Here is a 23,647-nt window from a genome sequence, read left to right as displayed (position 1 = left end):
GGGGTGGTGTACGACGATCGCCGGGCGCGCGAGGGCGCCCTCCGGCCCCACCGTAGGGCGATCCGGGACGGATGAGGCTTGTCCACCGTGGAGTGGAGCGGAGGCCCGGTGCGCCGGATTGTCGCAGCCGGACGGGCTACTGCGTCCCCGAGGACGCGGCCGTCGCCTTGAGGGCCAGCCAGAGCTCCATCCGGACGTCCGGGTCGTCCAGTGAGCGGCCCAGGATCTCCTCGACGCGGCGCATCCGGTACCGCAGGGTGTGGCGGTGGACGCCCAGGTCAGCGGCGGCGGCGTCCCACTGGCCGTGCCGGGAGAGCCAGGCCCGCAGGGAGGCGACGAGATCGCCGCGCCCCTTCGCGTCGTGTTCCTGGAGCGGCCTCAGCATCCCGTCGGCGAAGGCGCGTACGGCGTCGTCGGCGAGGAGCGGCAGGACCGAGCCGGCCGCGAGCTCCTCGTGCTCGACCATGGTCCTGCCCCGGCGGCGCGCGACGGACAGGGCCTGTTCGGCCTGCTTGTACGCGGCGGAGACGGCGATCGGGCCGGACGGCGCGGACATGCCGACGACCACGTCGGCGTCGGCCTCACCCGTCTCGCGCACCGGCCGGTCGTCCGCGGCGCGGGCGTGGGCGGCGCCCGCCCGGGCCGCCTCGCCGCCGTCCGCGGCCAGCACCACCAGGCGTTCGCCCTCGGGCACCATCAGCAGGCTCTCGCCGGACCGGGAGGCCGCGGCCTCCATCGACTCGGCGAGCAGGTCCGTCCCTGCGGGCACCGCCGACTCGGCGATCAGGAGCCGGAAGGGGGCGTCGAGCAGCCCGCCGTACAGATCGCCGGCGACGGCCCGGGCGTGGTCGGACTCCCCCGCGAGCAGCATGCGCAGGATCGCGGCTCCGAGGCGCTGCTCCGCGCCCTGGAGCGCGCGGGAGCGCGCCGTGGTGAGGGTCAGCAGGGCGACCGCGGAGTGCACCGCGTAGCGCTCGGCCGTGCCGAGCGCCGCCCCCGTGCCGACGGCCAGCGCGCCGCGGCTGCGGCGGCCGGTGCCCAGCGACTGGAGCTCGACCCGGTCGTCGCCCTCGCTGTCCGCGACGACCACGCTGGCCGGGGCGGAGCGGTCCCGCAGCCGCTCGACCTCGGGGGTGAGCCTGGCGGCGCGGCGGGCGGCCCAGTCGGGCGCGGCGGCGACGACGGCGCCCGAGGTGTCGTACAGCGCGGCCCATCCGTCGACGTGTGCGGCGAGGCGGGTCAGCAGCTCGGCGGGGCCGTCCCCGGCGACGGCGGCGCGGGTCAGCTCCCGCTGGGCGTCGAAGCCGGCCGTGACCGAGCGGTACTGGTCGGCGGCGATGGCCGCGGAGACGGCCTTGCTGATGGCGAGGAAGGGGGTGCGTCTGGGCACCTCCAGGAGCGGCAGCCCGGCCTCCTCGGCGGCGTCCACGAGCGCCGGCGGGATCTCGTCGTACGTGACGCCGACGGCGAATCCGAGCCCCGCGACCCCGGCACCGGCCAGCCGCTGTACGTACCGGCGCATCGTCGCCGGGTCCCGGGCGTCGAGGTTGGTGGCGGTGACGAGGAGCAGTTCGCCGCCGTCCATGTACGGGACGGGGTCGGCCAGCTCGCTGGCGTGCGCCCAGCGCACGGGCGTGCCGAGCCGGTCCGCGCCGGCCCGGACGGTGAGCTTGAGCGCCGAGTGCTGGACGAGCGAGGCGAGAGTGGGAGGCATGGGACCGCCGGACCTCTGGGAGTCGATGGTGCCGCCCGTGGGGGCGGCCCGATGGGGCCGCCCCGCGTGAACGGCTCGAATGCGCCGCCCCGTACAGACGGTCGGGGTCAATTCTGCCAGGGCGGCAGGGTCCCCGTAACCTCGCGGTCAGCCACTCAGCTCGACCAGGAGCGGGGGCGCGTGCTCGCCCTCCACCGTCGTCAGCGACAGGACCGCGTGTCCGGCGGGCAGCTGGTACGCCAGCTCGGACGCGGACCAGCGCTCCCGCTCGACCCGCCGCACGGTCACGGCGTCCCTGGTCACCGCCTTGCCGGTGACGAGCTTGCGCAGCCCGTGCAGGGCGCGGGTGAACGGCTGGTCGGCGAAGACGGCGTGCTGGGCGACCTCGCGGGTCTCCACCCACTCCTTGCCCCAGGCCTCGGCGAAGCGCTTGCCGTCCCAGGTGGTGACCCCGCTGAAGGCCATGCAGCAGCCGACCGCGCCGAGCAGCGCGGTGTGCAGCCCCTCGGGGACGTCGTCGACGGTGCGCAGGGTCAGGACCGCCCCGGCGTTGACCGACCGCAGCCGGCGCACGCCGCGGACGGTCTCCGGGGTGACGGTGCGCGTGGCGTCGTCCAAGACCAGGCAGACGAAGAGCGACCGGTCGGTGCGGGCGGCGGCGATCGCCGTGAACTGGGCGAGGACGAGCCGGGTGAGCAGCCGCGACGCCTCGGCGTGCGCCCGCTCCGGGAGGTCGATCCTGACCCGGAGCGGCAGGTGCTCCAGGGAGCGCAGCGAGAAGGGCCGGGCCCCCGCGCCGGTGGCGAAGAACGGGGCGAAGGCGGGGCGGTCGAGGAGCGCGATCCGGTCGGCGAGCACCGGCCCGGGGTCGCCGGCTCCGCCCTTCTGCCGGGTACGCGCGTCCAGCTCGCGCAGCATGGCCTGGTGTCCGCCCGCCCCGAGCGCCTCCCGGAGCGCGTCGATCGCGGTGAGGTCGCCGTCCAGGAGTTCCCGGAGGACGGGCACGCCGGGGAAGTGCCCGTGGACGGTGCGGTAGGGACCGAGCAGCTGGGCGAGCACGGTGGCGGCGCGCCTGCTGTCCAGGTGGGTGACGTCCCCGACCAGCCCCTCGGCCAGCACGCTCGCGGCCTCGTCGGGGTCGGTGGTCCCTCCGTACAGGTCGAAGTCGTGGGCGGAGGCCGGGTCGCCGATGCGCACCACCACGTCGAACGCGTCGTCCGGTCCGAGTTCGCCTCCGGCGCCGCCGACGGCGAGCACCGCGGCCCGGCCGGCGAGCGCCTGGAGCGCGAGGGACTCGACGACCGGCCGCACCAGCCGGGCGGACTTGCCGGCCCCGGGCGGGCCGACGGCCAGCAGCGAGGTGCCCAGCAGCGCGGGTTCCAGGGCGAGTCCCGAGCCGCGTCGGGCGTACGGGTTGTGCGGGTCGTCGGCGCAGCTGCCGAGCCGGACCTGGCCGGTCAGCAGGTCGTGCCGGGCGGTGCGGTGCGGCAGGTCGCGGGCGCCCGAGGGGTGGAGCGCGGCGGCGCCCCCGGTGCGCAGGACGGCCTCGGTGAGCGCGGCGAGGCGCTCCGGGTTCCCCCGGCCGACGGCCCAGGCGTGGCGGAGGCGGGCGACGTCGACGTCGTTCATGCGGCCGGTGCGCACCGCGGCGGTGAGGGCCTCGGCGGCGTCCGTCAGCCCCGCGGCGCGGAGCTCGGGCCACTGCTCGGGGCCGGGGGCGTCCGGGGGCGCGGAGGGGGCGTCGGGCGCGGTGGCGGCGCTCTTCCCGAGCCGGTCGGCGAGCAGGGCGCGCCAGTGGCCGAGGCGGGCGAACGGCCAGAGCACACCGAGCGCGATCAGTGCGTAGATCACGTTGACGACGGTCTGGCTCTGGTAGATCTCACCGCCCGCGACCGAGGCGACGAGGATCAGGACGGGCCGGACGAGCGGCACGGCGTCCTTCCACACGAGGAGCTCGGCCAGGGCCGCTCCGGCGGCGGTGGCCAGCCCCAGGAAGGGCTGCCCCCGGCCGGCGACGTGGCGCCGGAAGATCTCGGACCAGTTGCCCAGCCGTCCGCAACCGTAGACCAGGAGCCCGAAGAGGACGGCCTCGTAGACCGTCAGGGCGTCGGCGCCCTCGATCGTCCGGGGCCCGCCGAACGTACCGGCGTACCACCAGTCGCCCGGGGTGAACAGCTTCAGCGGGACGAGGCGGTAGGGGATGTAGCCGTTGCGCCAGAGGGACCACAGGAGCAGTCCGCTGAGTACGGAGATGAGCACCCCGACCAGGAGCGAGCGGTCGGACACCCCTTCGGGCTTCTCCGGCGGGCGCGGGACGTGCCCGTAGCGCCATACGCCCGGTTCCCGGACGGGGCGCGGGGTGCGCAGCCACTCCTCGACCCCGGCGTCCCCCGTCGGCGGGCGCCGGGGGTGCGGGGCGTATGCGGGGGGCGGTGGCGCCGCGGCCGGTGGGCCGGCGGGCCGGGGCACCCGGTCCGCGCCCGTGCCCCGTGCGTCGTACGTGCCTTCGGTGTCCATGAACCGCTGCCCCCTGACCAGCCAGGTCCGCCTTCTGCACCGGCCAATCTAGTGCCCGTGCACGGGGAGTTCAGCCATGCGGCCGTACGGCCCGGCGGGGAGCCGTCCGGCGCCCCCGCGCGGCCACCTGTCCGTCGCGGACAAGGACACGCCCCCATCACTCCCGATCGGAGCATGACCGCTGCCCGCACCCGCCCCTAGCCTGCAGAAACAGAAGCGTCCGAAACACCCCCAGGAGCCCCGCATGTCCGACATCCCGCAGGAGCGCCGCCTCGTCACCGCCATCCCCGGCCCGAAGTCGGCGGAGCTGCAGGCCCGCCGTGTCGCGGCGGTCGCCGCAGGTGTGGGTTCCACGCTGCCGGTCTTCACCGCCCGGGCGGGCGGCGGAATCATCGAGGACGTGGACGGCAACCGGCTGATCGACTTCGGTTCCGGTATCGCCGTGACCTCGGTGGGCGCCTCCGCAGAGGCGGTCGTCCGCCGCGCCTCGGCGCAGCTCGCCGACTTCACCCACACCTGTTTCATGGTCACGCCGTACGAGGGGTACGTCGAGGTCTGTGAGCAGCTCGCCGAGCTGACGCCGGGCGACCACGCCAAGAAGTCGGCGCTGTTCAACTCGGGCGCCGAGGCCGTCGAGAACGCCGTCAAGATCGCCCGTGCCTACACCAAGCGCACCGCGGTGGTCGTCTTCGACCACGGCTACCACGGCCGGACCAACCTCACGATGGGCATGACGGCGAAGAACATGCCGTACAAGCAGGGCTTCGGTCCGTTCGCGCCCGAGGTGTACCGCGTGCCGGTGGCGTACGGCTACCGCTGGCCGACCGGTGCCGAGAACGCCGGCGCCGAGGCGTCCGCGCAGGCCATCGACGAGATCACCAAGCAGATCGGCGCGGAGAACGTCGCCGCGATCATCATCGAGCCGGTCCTCGGCGAGGGCGGTTTCATCGAGCCGGCCAAGGGCTTCCTGCCGGCGATCGCGCGGTTCGCGAAGGACAACGGCATCGTCTTCGTCGCGGACGAGATCCAGTCCGGCTTCTGCCGCACCGGCCAGTGGTTCGCCTGCGAGGACGAGGGCATCGTCCCCGACCTGATCACCACGGCCAAGGGCATCGCGGGCGGCCTGCCGCTCTCCGCGGTGACCGGCCGCGCCGAGATCATGGACGCCGCCCACGCCGGCGGCCTCGGCGGGACGTACGGCGGCAACCCGGTGGCCTGCGCGGGTGCGCTCGGCGCCATCGAGACGATGCGCGAGCTGGACCTGAACGGGAAGGCGAAGCGCATCGAGGAGGTCATGAAGGGCCGCCTCGCCGAGATGCAGTCGAAGCTTCCGAACGGTGACGCCATCGGGGACATCCGCGGGCGCGGCGCGATGATCGCGATCGAACTGGTGAAGCCGGGCACGAAGGAGCCCGACGCGGCCGCCGCCGGAGCGCTCGCCAAGGCCTGCCACTCCGAGGGTCTGCTGGTGCTGACCTGTGGCACCTACGGCAACGTCCTGCGCTTCCTGCCGCCGCTCGTCATCGGCGAGGACCTGCTGAACGAGGGCCTGGACATCATCGAGCAGGCGTTCGCGCAGCTCTGAGGCGTACGAATCATCCGGGCGCCGGGACCGTCCACGGCGGGCGGGAACCGGCTCCCGGGTGAGGGCGTGTGAAGAAGGTGTGCGGGGGCGATGGCGGGATACCGTTGTGGCTTCCGGTGCCTCCTTCCTCTGACGTACGGTTTTCCCAGATGAGAGAAACACCCCGCCCGCAGGGGACTGCGGGTGATGCCGGGCCGGCGCTCCCCCAGCGTCGTACCGGCCGTGCCATCGCGCACACCGCTGGAGCTTCGGGCTCCGGGACTCCTCACCGATCGGATGGCCGCTCGCCCCACACCCCCCGGGGCGCGCGGCAAACCGATCCGACCGGCCACCTCGGAACAATCCCCCCTGTTCCCCGGTGGCCGGTTCTTCTCGTTCCCGGTGCGCTGCTGGCGCTCTTCCTCGTGATCACCTGGCAGGTGCTGGCCGACGGCCCGCTGCTGGATCCGGACGAGCGGCTCGGCCTGGAGCTGGCCACCAGGGGTCCGGGAGGGCTCGCCGACCTCTTCGCCGATCTCGGCAACATGCAGGTCGCCGTCCCCGTGCTGGCGTGCGCGGTCCTCTTCGCCTGGTTCCGCCGGGCCAGACGCGCGGCGGTGTACGCCGTCCTGACCATGGCCGCGGTTCCGGCGCTCGTCGTCCCGCTGAAGCTGTGGACGGACCGTCAGGGTCCGCTGACCGAGGCGACGGGCTACTACCCCTCGGGCCACACGACCACGGCGATGGTGGCGTACGGCGCCGCGGCCCTGCTGCTCGCCCCGTATCTGCGGCGCTCATGGATGACGCTCGTCGCCGCCGTCCTGCTGACGGCGGCGACGAGCGTCGGTCTGGTGCTGCGCGGCTACCACTGGCCACTGGACGTGGTGGCCGGCTGGTGCCTCAGCGGGGTGCTGCTGCTCGCCCTGCGGGCGGGCACGAGGAGCGGTCAGCCGCCGAAGTAGGCGTCGAAGTTCTTCGAGAACTCCCAGTTGTTGAAGCGGTCCCAGTTGATGGACCAGGTCATCAGCCCACGCAGCCCGGACCAGGTGCCGTGGGTCCGGTAGCTGCCGCAGTCGGTCTTCTTCGTCAGGCAGTTCAGCGCCTTGGTGACCTCGGCCGGTGAGGTGTGGCCGTTGCCCGCCTGGGTGGACGCGGGGAGACCGAAGGCGACCTGCTCGGGGCGGAGCGCGGGGAAGACCTTGGTCTGGTCACCCGCGACCGGGAAGCCGGTGAGCAGCATGTCGGTCATGGCGATGTGGAAGTCGGCGCCGCCCATGGAGTGGTACTGGTTGTCCAGACCCATGATCGAGCCCGAGTTGTAGTCCTGGACGTGCAGCAGGGTGAGGTCGTCGCGCAGCGCGTGGATGACGGGCAGATAGGCGCCGGCCCGCGGGTCCTGGCCGCCCCAGGGGCCGGATCCGTAGTACTGGTAGCCGAGCTGGACGAAGAAGGTCTCGGGGGCCATGGTGAGGACGAAGTCGTCGCCGTACTTGGCCTTGAGGGTCTTCACGGCGGAGATCAGATTGACGATCACCGGGGTCGTGGGGCTGCGGAAGTCGGTGTCCCCCGTGGCGAGCGAGAGGGAGTGGCCCTCGAAGTCGATGTCCAGGCCGTCGAGCCCGTAGGTGTCGATGATCTTGCTGACGGAGGAGACGAAGGTGTCACGGGCGGCGGTGGAGGCCAGCTGCACCTGTCCGTTCTGGCCGCCGATGGAGATCAGGACCTTCTTGCCCGCGGCCTGCTTGGCCTTGATGGCGGCCTTGAACTCCGCCTCGGTCTCCACGCCCGGGCACTCCGCGACGGGGCAGAGCGAGAAGCGGATGTCGCCGGAGGTCACGGAGGTCGGCTCGCCGAAGGCGAGGTTGATGACGTCCCACGAGTCGGGGACGTCGGCCATCCGCGTGTAGCCGGAGCCGTTGGCGAAGCTGGAGTGCAGATAGCCGACCAGGGCGTGGGCCGGGAGGCCGGCGTCGGAGCCTCCGCCGCCGCCGCCGGTGGCCGCCGTGGTGGCGCTCACCGCCGCCGACTTCGCCGACTCGCCCGCGGCGTTGACGGCGCTGACCTGGAAGCTGTACGCGGACGACGCCGAGAGCCCCGTCACGGTGGCCGAGGTGCCGGTGGTGTCCAGGACCTTCGTACCGCCGCGGTAGACCCGGTAGCCGGTGGCCCCGGCGGACGCGGTCCACGAGAGCGGGACGGAGGACGCGGTGGCCGTGCCGGCCCGGAGCCCGGTGGGGGTGGCGGGGACGGCGACCGGGTCGCCGCCGGGGCCGGTCAGGGTGAGGTCGTCGGCGTAGTAGGCCGGGGTGCCGTACCAGCCGTGCGAGTAGACCGTGACCGACGTGGTCGAGGGACCGGTCCTGAAGCTGGTGGTGAGCTGCTTGTACGCCCCGGCGGACTGGGTCCAGGTCGAGACGTCGGTCGTCCCGGTGCCCGACGCGCCGAGGTAGACGTAGTCGCCCCGCACCCAGGCGCCCAGCGTGTAGGCGGAGTCGGGCTTCACCGTGACCGTCTGGGAGCAGCGGGCGTTGTCGCTGCCCGCCGGTGTCGCCTTCAGCGCCGAGGTCCCGCTGTGCACCGGCGTGCTGACGGCCGTGCCGCTGCCGCCGCTACAGGTCCAGCCGTCCAGGCCCGCCTCGAATCCCCCGTTGCGTGCCAGGTCGGCGTCGGCGGCCCCGGCGGCCGGTGCCGTGGCGGCCAGGGCACCGGCGGCGAGCAGGGCGGCCGAGAAGACCGCCATGGGTACGGAGCGGCGGACGGGTGGTCTGGATCCGGTGCGTTCCACAACAGCCTCCGTGCAGGGGGGAATTGAGTGGTGCACAACATGGTCCAGACCAATCAGGTTGTCAAGACCTCTGGCGGCGCCTCACCTCCCGACCTCGCCGGAACCCCTGGCCGCCGCGGCCTCGTGCAGGGCCAGCTCCAGGAGGGTCGCGTCGGTGAGCGTGCCCGAGCCGTCCGGCGGGATCAGCCATCGCACACCGCCCACGGTGCCGCCGGGCCGGGGGACGACGATCCACGCCCCGGCGCCGACCCCGCGGATCCCCGTCCCGACCCAGCGGGCCGCCGTCCCCGGGGGCACGAAGAAGCCCATCCGGGACTCGCCGAAGTCGGCGAGGACGGGGCCCGGCCGGTCGAGGAGCCGGGTCAGCACATCGAGCGTGGGATAGGCCAGCTCCCCCGGGACGATCAGCACGTCCCAGCGTTTCCCGGCGGGAAGGAGCGCCATCCCCTGCGGGTCGCGCTCCCATTCCCTCCGGCAGGCCCTCGGATCCGGCGCCACCGATACGAGCCAAGCGACCGCGGCTTCCGCCCCCGTGCGGGTCATGGACTGCCTCCCTCTCCCCGTGGCCACCGGCAGGGTCCTGCCGGTGTGTGTACGGGAGAGAGCGGGTCGGGGCCGGATCATGACGCGAGTTCGGCCACCGATCGGTGGTGAGCTGGGTCACCCTGCCCGGCCGGGGCGCATCCCGGCAGGAGTCGCCGGTCACCGTCGCCCGGCGGCCTCCCGGAGTGCGCCGGCCGTCGGCTCGTCGGCCGGCAGGAAGGCCTCGAGCTTCAGCTCGGCGAGAGTCACGTCGGCGGCGGTGGCGAAGGTCGTCACCGTCGTCATCAGACGCAGTTCACCGTGCGAGGACCGCAGGCGGAGCGGGACCGCGAAACCGAGATGCCCGGCGGGCGGCCCGGGTTCGGGGAGGTACCCGGTGAGCTCGGCGCGCAGCTCCGGCAGCTGTCCGAGGCGGGCCACGATGTGACGCGCCCATTCCGCCAGGTTGAGGATGCGGGGAGCGATGCCGTCGGGATGCAGCGCGAGGCGGTAGACGTTCGTCCCCGGGCCCACGAGCTCGGGGGCCGCGCCTTCGGTGATCAGGTCGAATGCGGGGTTCGCGGCGATCAGGCCACCGCCGCGGTCCACGACCAGTGCCGGATACGGCTGGTGCCCGTGGAGGATGTGGCCGATGGCCGTACGGACGGGGGCCAGCGCCGGGTCGTCCAGCGAGCTCTCGGGGTAGGCGGGGGCGTACCCGGCGGCCAGCAGCAGCTCGTTGCGCTCCCGCAGCGGCAGTTCCAGCGACTCGGCCAGGCGCACCACCATGTTCCGGCCGGGGACGGACCTGCCGGACTCGATGAAGCTCAGATGGCGCTGGGTGGTGCCCGCCCGCAGCGCGAGGTCGAGCTGGCTGACATGACGACGGGTACGGCGTTCGCGAAGCTCACGGGGAAAATCCACGCACCTGTTGTAACGGGAGGGCGGGTCCCCGGCCATTCCCTGCGGGGAATTGTCGCCGCAGGTGCCGGCCGTGATCATCGCCGGCATGGACATCGGTGTACTGCTTCCGACCGGAAGCGCGCAGTGGGGGCCCGACGAGGACCCCCGCCGGCTGATCGGCTTCGGCCGCCGTGCCGAACGCGCGGGCTTCACCTCGCTCTTCGTCAGTGACTCCCTGCTCAGCCCGCGTATCGAGGCCCTCACGATGCTGGCCGCGCTCGCCCCGGCGACCGGGACCGTGACGCTGGGCACCGCCGCGCTGATGCCGTTCCTGCGCCGGCCGGTCCAGGCGGCACAGTCGCTGGCGTCGATCGATCTGCTGTCCGGTGGCCGGCTCGTGGTGGCCGTCGGAGCCGGCTTCCCCGGCCGCTTCGGACGGCCCCTCTACACGCTGTCCGAGGTGCCCTGGGAGAGGCGCTTCGCCCGCCTGGACGAGACCGTCGCGCTGTGGCGGGCCCTGTGGGCGGGTGCCGGCTCCTTCCACGGCGAGATCCTCCGGTTCGACGCCCTCCCGCCCACGACCAGGCCGTTCCGGGCGGACGGCCCGCCTGTCTGGCTCGGCGGCGCGACCCCTGCGGCACTGTCCCGCACCGGCCGGCTGTACGACGGCTGGCTGCCCTACCCGCCCTCCCCCGCCGACTACGCGTCCGGCCTCCGTGAGGTGCGCGCGGCGGCGGTGGGCGCGGGACGTCCGGCAGAGGGCATCACCCCGGCCGTGTACATCTCCGTACGGATCGACGACGGGGCCGACGGCGGCCGCGGCGTGCTGGACTCCTACGCGCGGGCCACCTACGGGATGCCGCTGGAGGAGCTGGCGAAGGTCCAGGCGGTGGCCATGGGCTCGGCGGACCAGGTGCTCGGCCACCTGGTCCGGTACGTCACCGCCGGCGCCCGGCACCTCGTCCTGCGCCTGGGCGCCCTGGACCCGCGCTCCCAGCGTGAGCAGCTCGACCGGGTCGCGGAGCTGATCCCCGCCGTGCGGGCGGCGGCGGACCGGGCCACCGCCGCCGAGGGGGCATGAGCCCGTGCTCAGCTGTCGAAGCCGAGACCCAGCCGGTCCATGGTCCGCAGCCAGAGGTCGCGGCGGCCGCCGTGGCTGTCCGCGCGGGCCAGGGACCTCTTGGTGAGCGCGATGCCGGTCCAGGCGAACGGCTCGGGCGGGAAGGGCATCGGCTTGGAGCGGACCATGCCGAGCGCGGTCCGCTCCGTCTCCCGGCCCCCGAGCAGGTCGAGCATGACCTCCGCGCCGAAGCGCGTGGCCCCGACGCCGAGTCCGGTGTACCCGGCGGCGTACGCGACCCGGCCGCGGTGGGCCGTACCGAAGAATGCGGAGAACCGGGAACAGGTGTCGATCGCACCGCCCCAGGCATGACTGAAACGCACACCGGAAAGCTGCGGAAAACACTCGAAGAACTGCCCGGCGAGTTTCAGGAAGGTCTCCGGCCGCTGGTCCAGCGCGGAATTCAGCCGGCCGCCGTACGGATATACGGCGTCGTATCCGCCCCACAGGATCCGGTTGTCCGCGGAGAGCCGGAAATAGTGGAACTGATTGGCGCTGTCCCCCAGGCCCTGACGGTTCTTCCAGCCGACCGAGGCGAGCTGGTCCGCGCTCAGGGGCTCCGTCATCAGCGCGTAGTCGTACACCGGGACCGTGTACGGGCGCACCCGCCTCACCAGCGAGGGGAAGATGTTCGTGCCGAGCGCCACGTCACGGGCGAACACCCTGCCGTACGGGGTGCGCACGGCGGTGCCCGCGCCCGAGCGGACGAGTTCGAGGCCCCGGGTGTTCTCGTAGATCCGTACGCCGAGTCCGAGACACGCCTCCTTCAGACCCCAGGCGAGCTTCGCCGGGTGCAGCATGGCGACGCCGTGCCGGTCCAGCAGGCCGCCCAGGAAGGTCGGCGAGTCGACTTCGGAGCGCATCCGGTCGCGGTCCAGGAACTCCAGCCCGCCGAGGCCGAGGTCCTCGGTCCTGCGGTGCCATTCCCGCAGCTCGTCCAGCTGGTGGGGCTGTGTGGCCACATCGATCTCACCGGTGCGCTCGAAGTCGCAGTCCAGCGAGTAGCGGGCGACGGCGGCCTCGATGGCGTCGAGGTTCCGCGCGCCCAGCTCCTCCAGCTTCCCGATCTCGTCCGGCCAGCGCTCCAGGCCGTTGGCCAGGCCATGGGTCAGCGAGGCCGCGCAGAATCCGCCGTTGCGGCCCGAGGCCGCCCAGCCCACCTCGTCGCCCTCGATGAGGACGACATCGCGCCCGGGGTCGCGTTCCTTGGCGATCAGCGCGGTCCACAGACCGCTGTAGCCGCCGCCGACGACCAGGAGATCGCAGCGTTCGTCGCGGGTCAGCGCGGGAAGGGCCCCCGGCTTTCCCGGATCGTCCAGCCAATAGGCCAGGGGGCGGGCGTCGGAGAGTGATCGTGCGGCCGTACGCATGGCATCCGGGGCCATGGTTTCCAACTCCTTCGGATTCTACTTTCCCGCGTTGCTCTTACGCCGGTTCGCGATGAGCTGTCCGGCGAGCACCACCGTGACGGCAATGACGAACATGGCCGTGCCTATCACGTTGATCTGTACGGGTGTTCCACGCTGCGCCGATCCCCAGACGAACATGGGGAAGGTCACCGTGGAACCCGCGTTGAAATTGGTGATGATGAAATCGTCGAAGGAGAGCGCGAAAGCGAGCAGCGCCCCCGCGGCTATTCCGGGCGCGGCGATCGGGAGGGTCACCCGGACGAAGGTCTGGACGGGTCCCGCGTACAGGTCGCGGGCGGCCTCCTCCAGCCTCGGGTCCATCGACATCACACGGGCCTTGACGGCGGTCACCACGAAGCTGAGGCAGAACATGATGTGGGCGATCAGGACGGTCCAGAAGCCGAGCTGGGCGCCCATGTTGAGGAAGAGGGTGAGCAGCGAGGCCGCCATGACGACCTCGGGCATCGCCATCGGCAGGAAGATCAGCGAGTTGATCGCGCCGCGCGCCCGGAAGCGGTAGCGGACCAGCGCGAAGGCGATCATCGTGCCGAGCACGGTCGCGCCGACGGTCGCCCAGACGGCGATCCGCAGCGAGAGGGAGAGCGATCCGCAGAGGTCGGCGACGCCGCAGGGGTCCTTCCAGGCGTCGAGGGAGAACTCCTGCCAGGCGTAGTTGAAGCGCCCCCTGGGCCGGTTGAAGGAGAAGACCATCACGACGACGTTCGGCAGGATCATGTACGCGAGGGTCAGCAGACCCGCGATCACGACCAGGTTCCGGCGGAGCGTACGCAGTACGGACATCAGACCAGGTCCTCCGTCCCGGAGCGGCGGATGTAGACGGTGACCACGAGCAGGACGACCGCCATGAGGATGAACGAGAGCGCGGCGGCCGTCGGGTAGTCCAGGACCCTCAGGAACTGGGTCTGGATGACGCTGCCGACCATCTTGGTGTCGGTGGAGCCGAGGAGTTCGGCGTTGACGTAGTCGCCGCTGGCCGGGATGAACGTCAGCAGGGTGCCGGAGACGACCCCGGGCATGGACAGCGGCAGGGTCACCTTGCGGAAGGTCGTGGCGGGTGTGGCGTACAGATCGCCCGCGGCCTCGTGCAGCCGGCCGTCGATGCGTTCCAGCGAGGTGTAGAGCGGAAGGATCATGAACGGGAGGAAGTTGTACGTCAGACCGCAGACGACGGCCATCGGGGTGGCCAGGACCCGGTTGTTCTCGGTCCAGCCGAGCCAGGAGGTGACGTCCAGGACGTGCAGGGTGTTCAGCACGTCGACGACCGCGCCGCCGTCCGCGAGGATCGTCTTCCAGGCCAGCGTCCGGATCAGGAAGCTGGTGAAGAACGGTGCGATCACCAGCACGAGCACCAGGTTGCGCCAGCGGCCCGCCTTGAAGGCGATGAGATACGCGAGCGGGTAGCCGAGCAGCAGGCACAGGAGGGTGGCGGTGCCCGCGTAGAGCAGCGAGCGGATGAACTGCGGGTAGTAGTCGGCGAGGGCGTCCCAGTACGTCCGGAAGTGCCAGGTGACCTCGAAGCCCTTCTCCAGCGATCCGGTCTGGACCGAGGTCGACGCCTGGTAGACCATCGGCAGCGCGAAGAAGACGAGCAGCCACAGGATGCCGGGGAGCAGCAGCCAGTAGGGGACGAGCCGCCTGCGGGTGGACGGCTTGCGGACCTCGGCCTCCTCCGCGGGGTGCGCCGGTGGCGCCTCGGTCACGCTCACGCCGCGTCCTCCAGGCCTTCCGCGACGCCCGCGTCGATGGACTGGGCGGCGTCGAGCCCGAAGGTGTGCTCCGGGTTCCAGTGCAGGACGACGTCGGCGCCGGGGACGAGCCGCCCGTCGCGCTCGATGTTCTGCTCGTAGACCTGGAGCGCCGTGCCGGCGGGGCTCTCGACGACGTACTGCGTGGAGACGCCGATGAAGCTGGAGTCGGTGATGCGGCCGGTGACCCGGTTGCGCCCCTCGGGTATCGCGCCGGCGTCGTCGGTGTGGGCCAGGGATATCTTCTCCGGCCGGACGCCCACGAGCAGTTTGCCCCCGCTCTCCGCGGGGGACGGACAGCGTCCGCCGGGCAGCCTGAGCTTCCCGCCGCCGGCCGAGACGACGACGTCCGTACCCGTGGAGACGATCTCGCCCTCGATGAGGTTGGAGGTGCCGAGGAAGTTCGCCACGAAGGTGGTCCGGGGGTTCTCGTACAGGTCGGCGGGGGCGCCCAGCTGTTCGACCCGGCCGCCGTTCATCACCGCGACGGTGTCGGCCATGGTCATGGCCTCCTCCTGGTCGTGGGTGACATGGATGAACGTGATGCCGACCTCGGTCTGGATCCGCTTGAGTTCGAGCTGCATCTGGCGGCGCAGCTTGAGGTCGAGGGCGCCGAGGGGCTCGTCGAGGAGGAGGACCTGGGGGTGGTTGATGAGCGCGCGGGCCACGGCGACGCGCTGCTGCTGGCCGCCGGAGAGCTGGTGCGGCTTGCGCCGGGCGAAGTCACCGAGCTGGACGAGGTCCAGCATCTCGCCGACCTGCTTCTTCACGGACTTGATGCCGCGGCGGCGCAGTCCGAAGGCGACGTTCTCGCTGACGTCGAGGTGCGGGAAGAGCGCGTAGCTCTGGAAGACGGTGTTGACGGGCCGCTTGTACGGGGGCAGGTCCGTGATGTCGCGGCCGCCGAGCGAGACGGTGCCCGTGGTGGCCTCCTCCAGCCCCGCGATCATGCGCAGGGTGGTGGTCTTGCCGCAGCCGGACGCGCCGAGCAGCGCGAAGAAGGAGCCCTGCGGGACGGTCAGGTCGAGGGGGTGCACTGCGGTGAAGGAGCCGTAGGTCTTGCTGATCCCGGTGAGACGGACGTCGCCGCCCTCTGTCTGCTGCTGTGTCATGGGTCGCGGTCCCAGTGGTGTCGGGGGAGATCGGGAGGGGGACGGGCCGTTCAGGCGCCGATGAGCTTGGCGAACTTCTCCTCGTACGCCGTCTCCTCGTCGGGCTCGAGGGAGCGGAAGGCCCGCGACTTCGCGGCCATCGCCTTGTCGGGGAGGATCAGCGTGTTGGACGCCATCGACTCGTCGATCTTCGCGAGTTCACCGGCGACCCCGTCCACCGGACAGACGTAGTTGATGTAGGCGGCCAGCTGCGCCGCGACCGGGAGCTCGTAGTAGTAGTCCATGAGCTTCTCGGCGTTCGTCTTGTGCCGTGCCCCCGCCGGGACGAGCATGTTGTCGCTCGACGTGATGTAGCCGGCGGACGGGATCGAGAACTTGATCGCCGGGTTGTCGGCCTGGAGCTGGATGATGTCGCCCGCCCAGGCCACACAGGCCGCGATGTCGCCCTTGCTGAGGTCCGCGGTGTAGTCGTTGCCGGTGAAGCGGCGTATCTGCTTGGTGTCGACGCCCTTCTGCATCCGGCCGATCGCCGCGTCGAAGTCGGCGTCGGTGAACGACCCGGGGTCCTTGCCCATGTCGAGGAGCGTCATGCCGACCGAGTCGCGCATCTCGGAGAGGAAGGAGACCTTGCCCTTGAGCTTGGGGTCGTCGAGGAGCTGGGTGACGGAGTCGACCTTCCGGCCGCCGGTCGCCTTCTCGTTGTACGCGATGACGGTCGGGATGCCGGTCCACGGATAGGAGTAGGCGCGTCCCGGGTCCCAGTCGGGCCTGCGGAACTGGGCCGAGAGGTTGGCGAAGGCGTGCGGGAGGTACGCGTGGTCGAGCTTCTGCGCCCAGCCGAGCCGGATGATGCGGGCGGCCAGCCAGTCCGTGACGATGATGAGGTCACGGCCGGTGTCCTGGCCGGCGGCCAGCTGCGGCTTGATCTTCCCGAAGAACTCGACGTTGTCGTTGATGTCCTCGGTGTACTTGACCGCGATGCCGGTGCGTTTCGTGAAGGCGTCCAGGGTCGGACGGCTCTTCTCGTCCTCGCTGACGTCCATGTACTCGGTCCAGTTGGAGAAGTTGACCTGCTTCTCCGCCGCCGAGTGGTCGTCCGAGGCCGAGGCGTCCCCCGCCCGCGCGGCGGGCGGGATGCCGCACGCGCTCAGCACCCCGAGGCCGCCGAGCGCGAGGGCTCCCGTGCCGGAGGCGCGGAGGAGGGAACGGCGGGTGAGGGCACCCCTGCCGTCCTTGAGGCTGCGCCTCATGGCGGCCAGCTGGGGTGCGGAGAGGCGTTCGGGCTCGTACTGCTCCATACGCGTGTGCCCTTCCGGGTGGGTGGGGCCGCCGGCCGGCGGCCGCTGTTATCGGTCCCCGAAGACGGTGCGGTGCCAGTCCTTCCCGGCCACCGCGGTGTTGTCGTACATGACGTGCTTGACCTGCGTGTACTCCTCGAAGGAGTACGACGACATGTCCTTGCCGTAGCCGCTGGCCTTGTATCCGCCGTGCGGCATCTCGCTGATGATCGGGATGTGGTCGTTGATCCACACGCAGCCCGCCCTGAGTTCACGGGTGGCGCGGTTGGCCCGGTACAGCCCGGTGCTCCAGGCGGAGGCGGCCAGTCCGTACGGGGTGTCGTTGGCGAGGCGGATGCCCTCGTCGTCGGTGTCGAAGGGCAGCACCACCAGGACGGGGCCGAAGATCTCCGCGCTGACGATCTCGCTGTCCTGGGCGGCGTCCGTGATCAGGGTCGGCCGGTAGTAGGCACCGTCGGCGAGCTCGCCCCCGGGGGCCTCGCCGCCGGTGACGACGGTGGCGTAGGCGCGGGCACGGTCGACGAATCCGGCGACCCGGTCGCGCTGCTGATGGCTGATCAGCGGTCCGATGTCGGTCGACGGGCCGAAGGGGGCGCCGAGCCGCACGCTCTCCATCAGGGCGGCGACCCCGCTCACGAACGCGTCGTAGAGGGGGCGCTGGACGTAGGCGCGGGTGGCAGCCGTGCAGTCCTGGCCGGTGTTGATGAGCGCTCCGGCGACGGCTCCCTGGACCGCGGCGTCGAGATCGGCGTCGTCGAACACGAGGAACGGCGCCTTGCCGCCGAGTTCCAGGTGCAGGCGCTTGACGGTCGCGGTGGCGAGCTCGGCGACCCGCTTGCCGACGGCGGTGGAGCCGGTGAAGGAGGTCATCACGACGTCGGGATGGCTCACGAGGTGCTCGCCGGCGTCCCGTCCGGCGCCGGAGACGATGTTGATCACACCGTCGGGGATGCCGGCCTCCGTGGCCGCCTGCGCGAACATCAGCGAGGTCAGCGGGGTGATCTCGGCCGGCTTCAGCACGATGGTGTTGCCGGCCGCGACCGCCGGGAGGATCTTCCAGGCGGCCATCTGGAGCGGGTAGTTCCAGGGCGCGATCGAGCCGATGACACCGAGCGCCTCGCGGCGTACGTAGGAGGTGTGGTCGCCGCTGTACTCGGCGGCCGCCTTCCCTTCGAGGTGACGGGCGGCCCCGGCGAAGAACGAGGCGTTGTCGACCGTGCCGGGGACGTCGAACTCGGTGGAGAGCTTGAGCGGCTTGCCGCACTGGAGGGATTCGGCGTACGCGAGGTCCTCGGCCCGCGCGGCGAGTACGGCGGCGAAGCGGTGCAGGGCCTCGGAGCGTTCGGCCGGGGTGAGCCCGGACCAGCCGGGGAACGCCTCGCGGGCGGCGGCCACGGCGGCATCGACGTCGTCGGTCCCCGCGAGCTCGTAGCGCAGGACCGTGGCGCCCGTCGCCGGGTCCACCACGTCCTGGTGGCGTCCCGATGTGCCGGGGCGCAGCCGGCCGCCGATGTACTGCGCACCCGCGGCGAAGCGGTCCTGCACCTGGAAACCGTTGCCCATGACGTTCTCCTCCGCTGCCCCCGTGACCAGGGGCGGCGTAGCTTCTTGTCGAATTGAGTGCCGATCCTGACAGAGGGGACCTCCACCAACAAGTGATTCCGTTGTTTCCTTTTGGTTACGCGACGGAATCTGTCGACGATGTGTCTCGTGCGTACGGAAATCCCTGTACCGGCTGTCAGTGGCGGATGCCAGACTCGGCTGCCATGGGACAGGAACACATGGACGCACTCCTGGCGCGCACGGCACGCGGGGAGAACGTGAAGTACCTGCCGTTCTGGGGACATCGACCCCGGCCGGACGGCAGGCTCGGGGAGAGCTGTCTCAGTCAGTGGTGGCCGGCGCCGTTCACGGTCGGCGAGGTGACCTACGCGTCGGCCGAGCACTGGATGATGGCCGGCAAGGCGCGGCTCTTCGGGGACGCGGAGGCGGAGGCCGAAGCGGTGGTGGCGCGCACCCCGGCGGCGGCGAAGAAGGTCGGCCGGCTGGTCAGGGACTTCGACGACACCGCGTGGGTGCGGGAGCGGTTCGCCCTGGTCGTCGAGGGCAGCGTGCACAAGTTCGGCCAGGACCCGGCGCTGCGGGCGTACTTGCTGGACACCGGGGAGCGCGTGCTCGTCGAGGCCAGCCCGGTGGACCGGATATGGGGCATCGGGCTCGCCAAGGACGATCCGCGGACCGCGGACCCCGCTTCCTGGCGAGGGCTGAATCTGCTGGGCTTCGCGCTCATGGAGGCGCGCACGCGGTTGCGCGCGGGGTGACACGGCCCGTGGCCGGGCCCGGGGCGCTCGGCCCCCGGCCCGGCCACGGGCGGCCGGTCACGGAGGGGTCAGCGGGAGGCGCCGACGACCAGCGACGAGGAGTAGGGGTCGTCGTAGTCGTAGGTGCTGCCCGATTCCTCGTTGGCGATGGCCCAGATCAGGAATCCGAGGAAGACCGCGCTGATGACGATCGAGACCGAGCCCAGGATGATCCCGGCGAGCGCCATGCCGCCGTTGGTCGCCTCGCCCCGCTTGGCACGGCCGCGGCCGATGATGCCGAAGATCAGGGCGAGGATGCCGAGGACGATACCCAGTCCCCACATGCAGAAGCCGACCACGGCGATGATGCCGAGGACCATCGCCGCGATCCCCAGCCCGTTCGAGGGTGCGGGGCCCCAGGCCTGCTGGCCGCCGTAGCCGGGGTATCCCGGGTAGCCGTACGCGGCCGAGGGAGCGGCGGGAGCGGCCGGGTAGCCGTACGCCGCGGAGGGTGCGGCCGGAGCGGCCGGATAGCCGTACTGCCCCGGGTCCCCGGGCCCGTTCGGCCCGACCGGCGGTGCGGGTACGGGGGGCTGCTGCGGGCCGAAGGACCCGGCCTGGGACGGTATGGGCCCGGTGGACGGGTCGGCGCCCGGCATCGCGGTGACCGTGGGCTGGTCGTGCACGGCGGGCGGGACCGCGTCCGCGGGCTGCTGCTGCTTGCCCAGCTCGACCCTGTTGTCCGGCGGAGCCCAGGGATCGCGCCGCGCGCCCTCGCCCCCGGGCTGCTGTGTGTTGTCTGACATGGGCCTCCCCCATCGTGGTCCCGCCATGCTACGGCCCGGCATCGGGCCGCAGGGCCCCGCCTACGATGATCGGTGCAGCCGGTGCGCCCGGCCTGACACCAGAGATCCGGGAGTATCCGATGAACGATCTGCACCCCTTCATCGCGGGGCTGCCCAAGGCCGAGCTCCACGTGCACCACGTCGGTTCGGCCTCCCCCCGCATCGTTGCCGAACTGGCCGCCCACCACCCCGACTCCAAGGTCCCCACGGATCCGGAGGCGCTGTCGGACTTCTTCACCTTCACCGACTTCGGGCACTTCATCGACGTCTACCTCTCGGTGGTGGACCTGATCCGCACCCCCGAGGACGTCCGGCTGCTGACGTTCGAGATCGCCCGGGACATGGCACGTCAGAACATCCGGTACGCGGAGTTGACCGTTACCCCCTTCAGCTCGACCCGCAGGGGGATCCCGGAGCAGGGCTTCATGGAGGCCATCGAGGACGCCCGCAAGGCGGCCGAGGCCGAGCTGGGCACCGTGCTGCGCTGGTGCTTCGACATCCCGGGCGAGGCCGGCCTGGAGGCCGCCGAGGAGACGACCCGGCTCGCCGTCGACCTGCGGCCGGAGGGGCTCGTCTCCTTCGGCCTGGGCGGGCCCGAGATCGGGGTGGACCGCCCGCAGTTCAAGCCGTACTTCGACCGCGCCATCGCCGCGGGCCTGCACTCCGTCCCGCACGCCGGGGAGACCACGGGCCCGGGGACCGTCTGGGACGCGCTCACCGCGCTGCGCGCCGAGCGCATCGGCCACGGCACCAGCTCCACCCAGGATCCGGAGCTGCTGGCCCACCTCGCCGAGCACCGCATCGCCCTGGAGGTCTGCCCCACGTCCAACATCGCCACCCGGGCGGTCACGGACCTCGACCGGCACCCGATGAAGGAGATGGCCGAGGCCGGCGTCCTCGTCACGGTCAACAGTGACGACCCGCCCATGTTCGGCACCGACCTCAACAACGAGTACGGAGTCGCGGCCCGGCTGCTCGGCCTGGACGAGCGCGGAGTGGCCGACCTGGCCAAGAACGCCGTGGAGGCCTCCTTCCTGGACCCGGCCGGCAAGCGGACGCTGGCCGCCGAGATCGACACGTACACGACGAACTGGCTGGAGGCCCCGGGCCGGTGACCCCGGCCGGACACAATGGTCCCATGACCACCACTGTCACCGCCGTGGCGCACCGCGGCGATCCCTACCGCGCCCGTGAGAACACGCTCCCCTCGATCCGCTCCGCCGTGGAGCAGGGAGCGGACGCCGTCGAGATCGACGTCCGCCTCACCCGGGACAGGGTGCCCGTGCTGCTCCACGACGCCACGCTGGAGCGGCTGTGGGGCCACGACGTCCGCATCGACCGGCTGGACCACCGGGAGTTGGAGGAGAGGACCGGCGGCGGCGTGCCCACCCTGCGTGCGGCACTGTCCGCCGCCGGCGACCGCCGGGTCATGATCGACCTGCCCGGCGCGACCGACACGTCCGTACGGGAGACCGTGGGGGTGGTGCGGGAGTGCGGGGCGCGCGAGCGCGCGTACTACTGCGCGGACACCCACGCGATGCTGAAGGTGCGCGCGGCCGATCCGTCCGCCGAGATCGCGCTGACCTGGACCACCCTCGCCCCTCCGCGCGCCGTCCTGCTCGACGCGGTGCGTCCGCGCTGGCTGAACTACCGCTTCGGGCTGCTGAGCCGCGACTTGGCCGACCGGGTCCACTCCGACGGGCTGCTGGTCTCCACCTGGACGGCGGACACCCGGCGCACCATGCGACGGCTGATCGCGTACGGCGCCGACTCGATCACCACCAACCGGATCGACGCGCTCCGGGTCCAGCTGGCGAACTCCCCTTCCTCCGGGGCCTCTTGATCGGTCCGGCATCATGGGCGGTCCGTACCGTCCGTGATCCCTGGAGCAGACGTGACCGAGCCCGGCCCCCGCACCGCGCCCTCCCGTGTCCGTGCCGACATCGCCCACAACGCCCGGGTGTGGAACTACTGGCTCGGCGGCCGTGACAACTACTCCGTGGACCGTGTGGTGGGCGACCGGGTGACCGGCCTGTATCCGAGCATCGGAGAGGTGGCCCGCGCCGACCGGGCGTTCCTGGGGCGGGTGGTGCGGCATCTGGCCGGTGACGCGGGGGTCGGCCAGTTCCTGGACATAGGCACCGGACTGCCGACCGTGGACAACACCCACGAGGTGGCCCAGCACACCGCGCCCGACGCACGCGTCGTCTATGTCGACAACGACCCGATCGTCCTGGCACACGCGCGCTCCCTGCTCAGCAGCTCGCCCGAGGGCGCCACCGAGTACATCGACGCGGACGCCCGGGACCCGGAGCGGATCCTGCGCGCCGCCGGGCACACCCTCGACCTGCGGCGCCCGGTCGCGGTGATGATGCTGGGCATCCTCAACTTCGTCCTGGACACGGGTGAGGCGCGGGGCATCGTGACGACGCTGATGGACGCCCTGCCGCCCGGCAGCCATCTGGTGCTCACCCATCCCACGCTGGAGCTGGGCGGTGAGGGCAACGAGGCCGCGATGCACTTCTGGAACGAGAACGCCACCCCGCCGATCACCGCCCGCAGCCGTGCCGAGTTCGCGTCGTTCCTGGACGGGCTGGACCTCCTGGAGCCGGGCATCGTGTCCTGCTCGCGCTGGCGGGCGGGGGCCTCGGGGCCCGAGGTCGCCCAGTTCGGCGCGGTGGGCCGGAAGCCCTGATGCGGAGATCCTGGCCCGGGACGCGGTGGGTCCCGCGTACGGACCGGGCCACCGACATCGGCGTGGCACTGCTGGTGCAGGCCGCGGTGACCATGCCGTTCGTGGTGCCCCGCTCGGCCGGTCTGCCGCCGGCCACCTGGACGGCGTACGGGCTGACGACACTGACCGTGCTGCCGCTGGTGGCCCGCCGTCGGGCACCCGTGGCCGTGCTGCTGGTGGTGCTCGCGACGGGCGCGCTCTACAGGTTCACCGTGGACGGTCCGGGACAGCCGCTGCCGTACACCGGGCTGGTGGCGTTCTACACGGTGGCCGAGCTGTCCCCTCCCCGGCGGCGGCTGGTGATCGCCGTGCTGGTGGCGGCCGCGGTGTTCCCCTCGGTGGCATGGAACACGGGTGAGGCGAGGGAGCTGCTCTTCTCGCTCTTCGTGTTCGCCGCCGCGTACGCCTTCGGGCGGTTCACGGACACCCGCAAGGCGTACGTTCGGGCGGTGGAGGACCGGGCGCGTCAGCTGGAGCTGACCCGGCGGATCGAGGCCGAGCGGGCGGCGGCGCGGGAACGGGCCAGGATCGCCCGCGAGATGCATGACATCCTCTCCCACGCGGTGAGCCTGATGGTCGTGCAGGCGGAGGCAGGCCCGGTGGCCGTGCGCACGGCGCCGGAACGGGCGGAGGCGGCCTTCGACGCGATCTCGGAGACCGGCAGGGACGCGATGGTGCAGCTGCGCCGGATGCTGGGGGTGCTGCGGGAGGACGGCCCGCAGGACATGCCGTCACCCCGTGCTCCGCAGCCCTCGGTGGCGGAGCTGCCGGCCCTGCTGGAGCGGGTGCGGTCCGGCGGCATCGAGGTCACGTACGTGGCGACCGGAGGCCCTCGCACGCTCCCCGCGGACACCGGGGCGACGGTCTACCGGATCGTGCAGGAGGCGCTGACGAACGTCGTCAGACACGCCCGCGCGAGCCGCGTGACGGTCGAGCTGGCGTACGCCCCGGCCGAGCTGACGGTGACCGTGACGGACGACGGGCAGGGGCCGGACGGCACCACCGGGCAGGGGCCGGACGGCACCACCGGGCAGGGGCCGGGCGGCACCACCGGGCAG

Annotated in this window: 20 protein-coding genes; 8 read left to right on the top strand and 12 right to left on the bottom strand. The window is 72.1% G+C overall.

The genetic code is table 11. The annotated features are described in order from the left end of the window. Positions 1 to 136: 136 nt before the first annotated feature. Positions 137 to 1,714 carry a PucR family transcriptional regulator gene (locus JKV81_RS19745; protein ID WP_129265723.1) on the bottom strand — a complete coding sequence of 526 codons (1,578 nt, stop codon included), beginning with the start codon at positions 1,712 to 1,714 and terminating at the stop codon, positions 137 to 139. A 147-nt stretch (positions 1,715 to 1,861) separates the two neighbouring features. Beyond that, positions 1,862 to 4,231: an ATP/GTP-binding protein gene (locus JKV81_RS19740; RefSeq protein ID WP_202076969.1), complete on the bottom strand. Its 2,370-nt coding sequence runs from the start codon at positions 4,229 to 4,231 to the stop codon at positions 1,862 to 1,864. A gap of 244 nt (positions 4,232 to 4,475) precedes the next feature. On the opposite strand from JKV81_RS19740, the gene gabT reads away from it, so the two are divergent. After that, the gene (gene gabT, locus JKV81_RS19735; RefSeq protein WP_129265719.1) at positions 4,476 to 5,816 is read left to right on the top strand and encodes a 4-aminobutyrate--2-oxoglutarate transaminase; all 1,341 of its coding nucleotides are present in this window, start codon (positions 4,476 to 4,478) and stop codon (positions 5,814 to 5,816) included. A 404-nt stretch (positions 5,817 to 6,220) separates the two neighbouring features. Further along, positions 6,221 to 6,757 carry a phosphatase PAP2 family protein gene (locus tag JKV81_RS19730; protein ID WP_307820585.1) on the top strand — a complete coding sequence of 179 codons (537 nt, stop codon included), beginning with the start codon at positions 6,221 to 6,223 and terminating at the stop codon, positions 6,755 to 6,757. Here JKV81_RS19730 and JKV81_RS19725 read toward each other — a convergent pair. The 3 genes from JKV81_RS19725 to JKV81_RS19715 all read right to left on the bottom strand — a co-directional run bounded on the left by JKV81_RS19725 (position 6,742) and on the right by JKV81_RS19715 (position 10,026). After that, positions 6,742 to 8,580: a chitinase gene (locus tag JKV81_RS19725; RefSeq protein WP_202076968.1), complete on the bottom strand. Its 1,839-nt coding sequence runs from the start codon at positions 8,578 to 8,580 to the stop codon at positions 6,742 to 6,744. The genes JKV81_RS19730 and JKV81_RS19725 overlap by 16 nt on opposite strands. Before the next feature lie 81 nt (positions 8,581 to 8,661). After that, the gene (locus JKV81_RS19720) at positions 8,662 to 9,123 is read right to left on the bottom strand and encodes a hypothetical protein (protein WP_129265713.1); all 462 of its coding nucleotides are present in this window, start codon (positions 9,121 to 9,123) and stop codon (positions 8,662 to 8,664) included. Between the two features lie 159 nt (positions 9,124 to 9,282). Further along, positions 9,283 to 10,026, bottom strand: a complete 744-nt coding sequence (locus tag JKV81_RS19715) for a helix-turn-helix domain-containing protein (RefSeq protein ID WP_202076967.1) — start codon at positions 10,024 to 10,026, stop codon at positions 9,283 to 9,285. A gap of 85 nt (positions 10,027 to 10,111) precedes the next feature. Here JKV81_RS19715 and JKV81_RS19710 point away from each other — a divergent pair, with 85 nt between their 5' ends. After that, positions 10,112 to 11,086 (top strand): LLM class flavin-dependent oxidoreductase, encoded by a 975-nt coding sequence (locus JKV81_RS19710; RefSeq protein ID WP_202076966.1) that lies wholly within the window; start codon positions 10,112 to 10,114, stop codon positions 11,084 to 11,086. An 8-nt stretch (positions 11,087 to 11,094) separates the two neighbouring features. Here the strand turns inward: JKV81_RS19710 and JKV81_RS19705 are convergent, their stop codons facing one another. The 6 genes from JKV81_RS19705 to JKV81_RS19680 are packed head-to-tail and all read right to left on the bottom strand — an operon-like array spanning position 11,095 to position 18,273. Further along, positions 11,095 to 12,510 carry an NAD(P)/FAD-dependent oxidoreductase gene (locus JKV81_RS19705; RefSeq protein ID WP_202076965.1) on the bottom strand — a complete coding sequence of 472 codons (1,416 nt, stop codon included), beginning with the start codon at positions 12,508 to 12,510 and terminating at the stop codon, positions 11,095 to 11,097. A 21-nt stretch (positions 12,511 to 12,531) separates the two neighbouring features. Next, positions 12,532 to 13,335: an ABC transporter permease gene (locus tag JKV81_RS19700; protein ID WP_124274937.1), complete on the bottom strand. Its 804-nt coding sequence runs from the start codon at positions 13,333 to 13,335 to the stop codon at positions 12,532 to 12,534. Further along, positions 13,335 to 14,261 (bottom strand): ABC transporter permease, encoded by a 927-nt coding sequence (locus JKV81_RS19695; RefSeq protein ID WP_129265708.1) that lies wholly within the window; start codon positions 14,259 to 14,261, stop codon positions 13,335 to 13,337. Before JKV81_RS19695 ends, JKV81_RS19700 begins: the two co-directional genes overlap by 1 nt. Then, complete coding sequence (locus JKV81_RS19690) at positions 14,258 to 15,412, bottom strand: ABC transporter ATP-binding protein (RefSeq protein WP_129265707.1); 1,155 nt, start codon at positions 15,410 to 15,412, stop codon at positions 14,258 to 14,260. The genes JKV81_RS19695 and JKV81_RS19690 overlap by 4 nt, the downstream gene beginning before the upstream one ends. 50 nt (positions 15,413 to 15,462) lie before the next feature. Continuing rightward, positions 15,463 to 16,710, bottom strand: coding sequence for a polyamine ABC transporter substrate-binding protein (locus tag JKV81_RS19685; protein WP_202076964.1), 1,248 nt, complete (start codon positions 16,708 to 16,710; stop codon positions 15,463 to 15,465). A 48-nt stretch (positions 16,711 to 16,758) separates the two neighbouring features. Then, complete coding sequence (locus tag JKV81_RS19680) at positions 16,759 to 18,273, bottom strand: gamma-aminobutyraldehyde dehydrogenase (RefSeq protein ID WP_129265705.1); 1,515 nt, start codon at positions 18,271 to 18,273, stop codon at positions 16,759 to 16,761. Positions 18,274 to 18,491: 218 nt separating this feature from the next. Here JKV81_RS19680 and ybiA point away from each other — a divergent pair, with 218 nt between their 5' ends. Continuing rightward, positions 18,492 to 19,031 carry a riboflavin biosynthesis intermediates N-glycosidase gene (ybiA, locus tag JKV81_RS19675; protein ID WP_372444205.1) on the top strand — a complete coding sequence of 180 codons (540 nt, stop codon included), beginning with the start codon at positions 18,492 to 18,494 and terminating at the stop codon, positions 19,029 to 19,031. A gap of 68 nt (positions 19,032 to 19,099) precedes the next feature. Here the strand turns inward: ybiA and JKV81_RS19670 are convergent, their stop codons facing one another. Next, entirely contained in the window at positions 19,100 to 19,816 is a 717-nt protein-coding gene (locus JKV81_RS19670) for a DUF4190 domain-containing protein (protein WP_124274932.1), read from the bottom strand. Positions 19,817 to 19,935: 119 nt separating this feature from the next. Between JKV81_RS19670 and JKV81_RS19665 the strand changes: the two genes are divergently transcribed. The 4 genes from JKV81_RS19665 to JKV81_RS19650 all read left to right on the top strand — a co-directional run. Then, positions 19,936 to 20,970, top strand: coding sequence for an adenosine deaminase (locus tag JKV81_RS19665; protein WP_124274931.1), 1,035 nt, complete (start codon positions 19,936 to 19,938; stop codon positions 20,968 to 20,970). Between the two features lie 23 nt (positions 20,971 to 20,993). Further along, positions 20,994 to 21,698, top strand: coding sequence for a glycerophosphodiester phosphodiesterase (locus tag JKV81_RS19660; RefSeq protein WP_202076962.1), 705 nt, complete (start codon positions 20,994 to 20,996; stop codon positions 21,696 to 21,698). 51 nt (positions 21,699 to 21,749) lie between these two features. Continuing rightward, entirely contained in the window at positions 21,750 to 22,550 is an 801-nt protein-coding gene (locus JKV81_RS19655; RefSeq protein WP_202076961.1) for an SAM-dependent methyltransferase, read from the top strand. After that, positions 22,550 to 23,647: sensor histidine kinase (locus JKV81_RS19650; protein WP_202076960.1), on the top strand; the 1,098-nt coding region annotated here is incomplete at its 3' end. The genes JKV81_RS19655 and JKV81_RS19650, both read left to right, overlap by 1 nt.

Origin of the sequence: Streptomyces silvae, assembly GCF_016745505.1 — a bacterium.
GTDB classification, from domain to species: Bacteria; Actinomycetota; Actinomycetes; order Streptomycetales; family Streptomycetaceae; genus Streptomyces; species Streptomyces silvae.
Note: the sequence above shows the minus strand (reverse complement) of the source record. Positions and strands in the feature narration are given on the sequence as shown.

Excerpts from the sequence above, each read along its gene's own strand:
- JKV81_RS19745 (WP_129265723.1), bottom strand. The coding sequence starts at position 1,714 with ATGCCTCCCACTCTCGCCTCGCTCGTCCAGCACTCGGCGCTCAAGCTC.
- JKV81_RS19740 (WP_202076969.1), bottom strand. The coding sequence starts at position 4,231 with ATGGACACCGAAGGCACGTACGACGCACGGGGCACGGGCGCGGACCGG.
- gabT (WP_129265719.1), top strand. The coding sequence starts at position 4,476 with ATGTCCGACATCCCGCAGGAGCGCCGCCTCGTCACCGCCATCCCCGGC.
- JKV81_RS19720 (WP_129265713.1), bottom strand. The coding sequence starts at position 9,123 with ATGACCCGCACGGGGGCGGAAGCCGCGGTCGCTTGGCTCGTATCGGTG.
- JKV81_RS19710 (WP_202076966.1), top strand. The coding sequence starts at position 10,112 with ATGGACATCGGTGTACTGCTTCCGACCGGAAGCGCGCAGTGGGGGCCC.
- JKV81_RS19705 (WP_202076965.1), bottom strand. The coding sequence starts at position 12,510 with ATGGCCCCGGATGCCATGCGTACGGCCGCACGATCACTCTCCGACGCC.
- JKV81_RS19700 (WP_124274937.1), bottom strand. The coding sequence starts at position 13,335 with ATGTCCGTACTGCGTACGCTCCGCCGGAACCTGGTCGTGATCGCGGGT.
- JKV81_RS19690 (WP_129265707.1), bottom strand. The coding sequence starts at position 15,412 with ATGACACAGCAGCAGACAGAGGGCGGCGACGTCCGTCTCACCGGGATC.
- JKV81_RS19685 (WP_202076964.1), bottom strand. The coding sequence starts at position 16,710 with ATGGAGCAGTACGAGCCCGAACGCCTCTCCGCACCCCAGCTGGCCGCC.
- JKV81_RS19680 (WP_129265705.1), bottom strand. The coding sequence starts at position 18,273 with ATGGGCAACGGTTTCCAGGTGCAGGACCGCTTCGCCGCGGGTGCGCAG.
- ybiA (WP_372444205.1), top strand. The coding sequence starts at position 18,492 with ATGGACGCACTCCTGGCGCGCACGGCACGCGGGGAGAACGTGAAGTAC.
- JKV81_RS19670 (WP_124274932.1), bottom strand. The coding sequence starts at position 19,816 with ATGTCAGACAACACACAGCAGCCCGGGGGCGAGGGCGCGCGGCGCGAT.
- JKV81_RS19665 (WP_124274931.1), top strand. The coding sequence starts at position 19,936 with ATGAACGATCTGCACCCCTTCATCGCGGGGCTGCCCAAGGCCGAGCTC.
- JKV81_RS19660 (WP_202076962.1), top strand. The coding sequence starts at position 20,994 with ATGACCACCACTGTCACCGCCGTGGCGCACCGCGGCGATCCCTACCGC.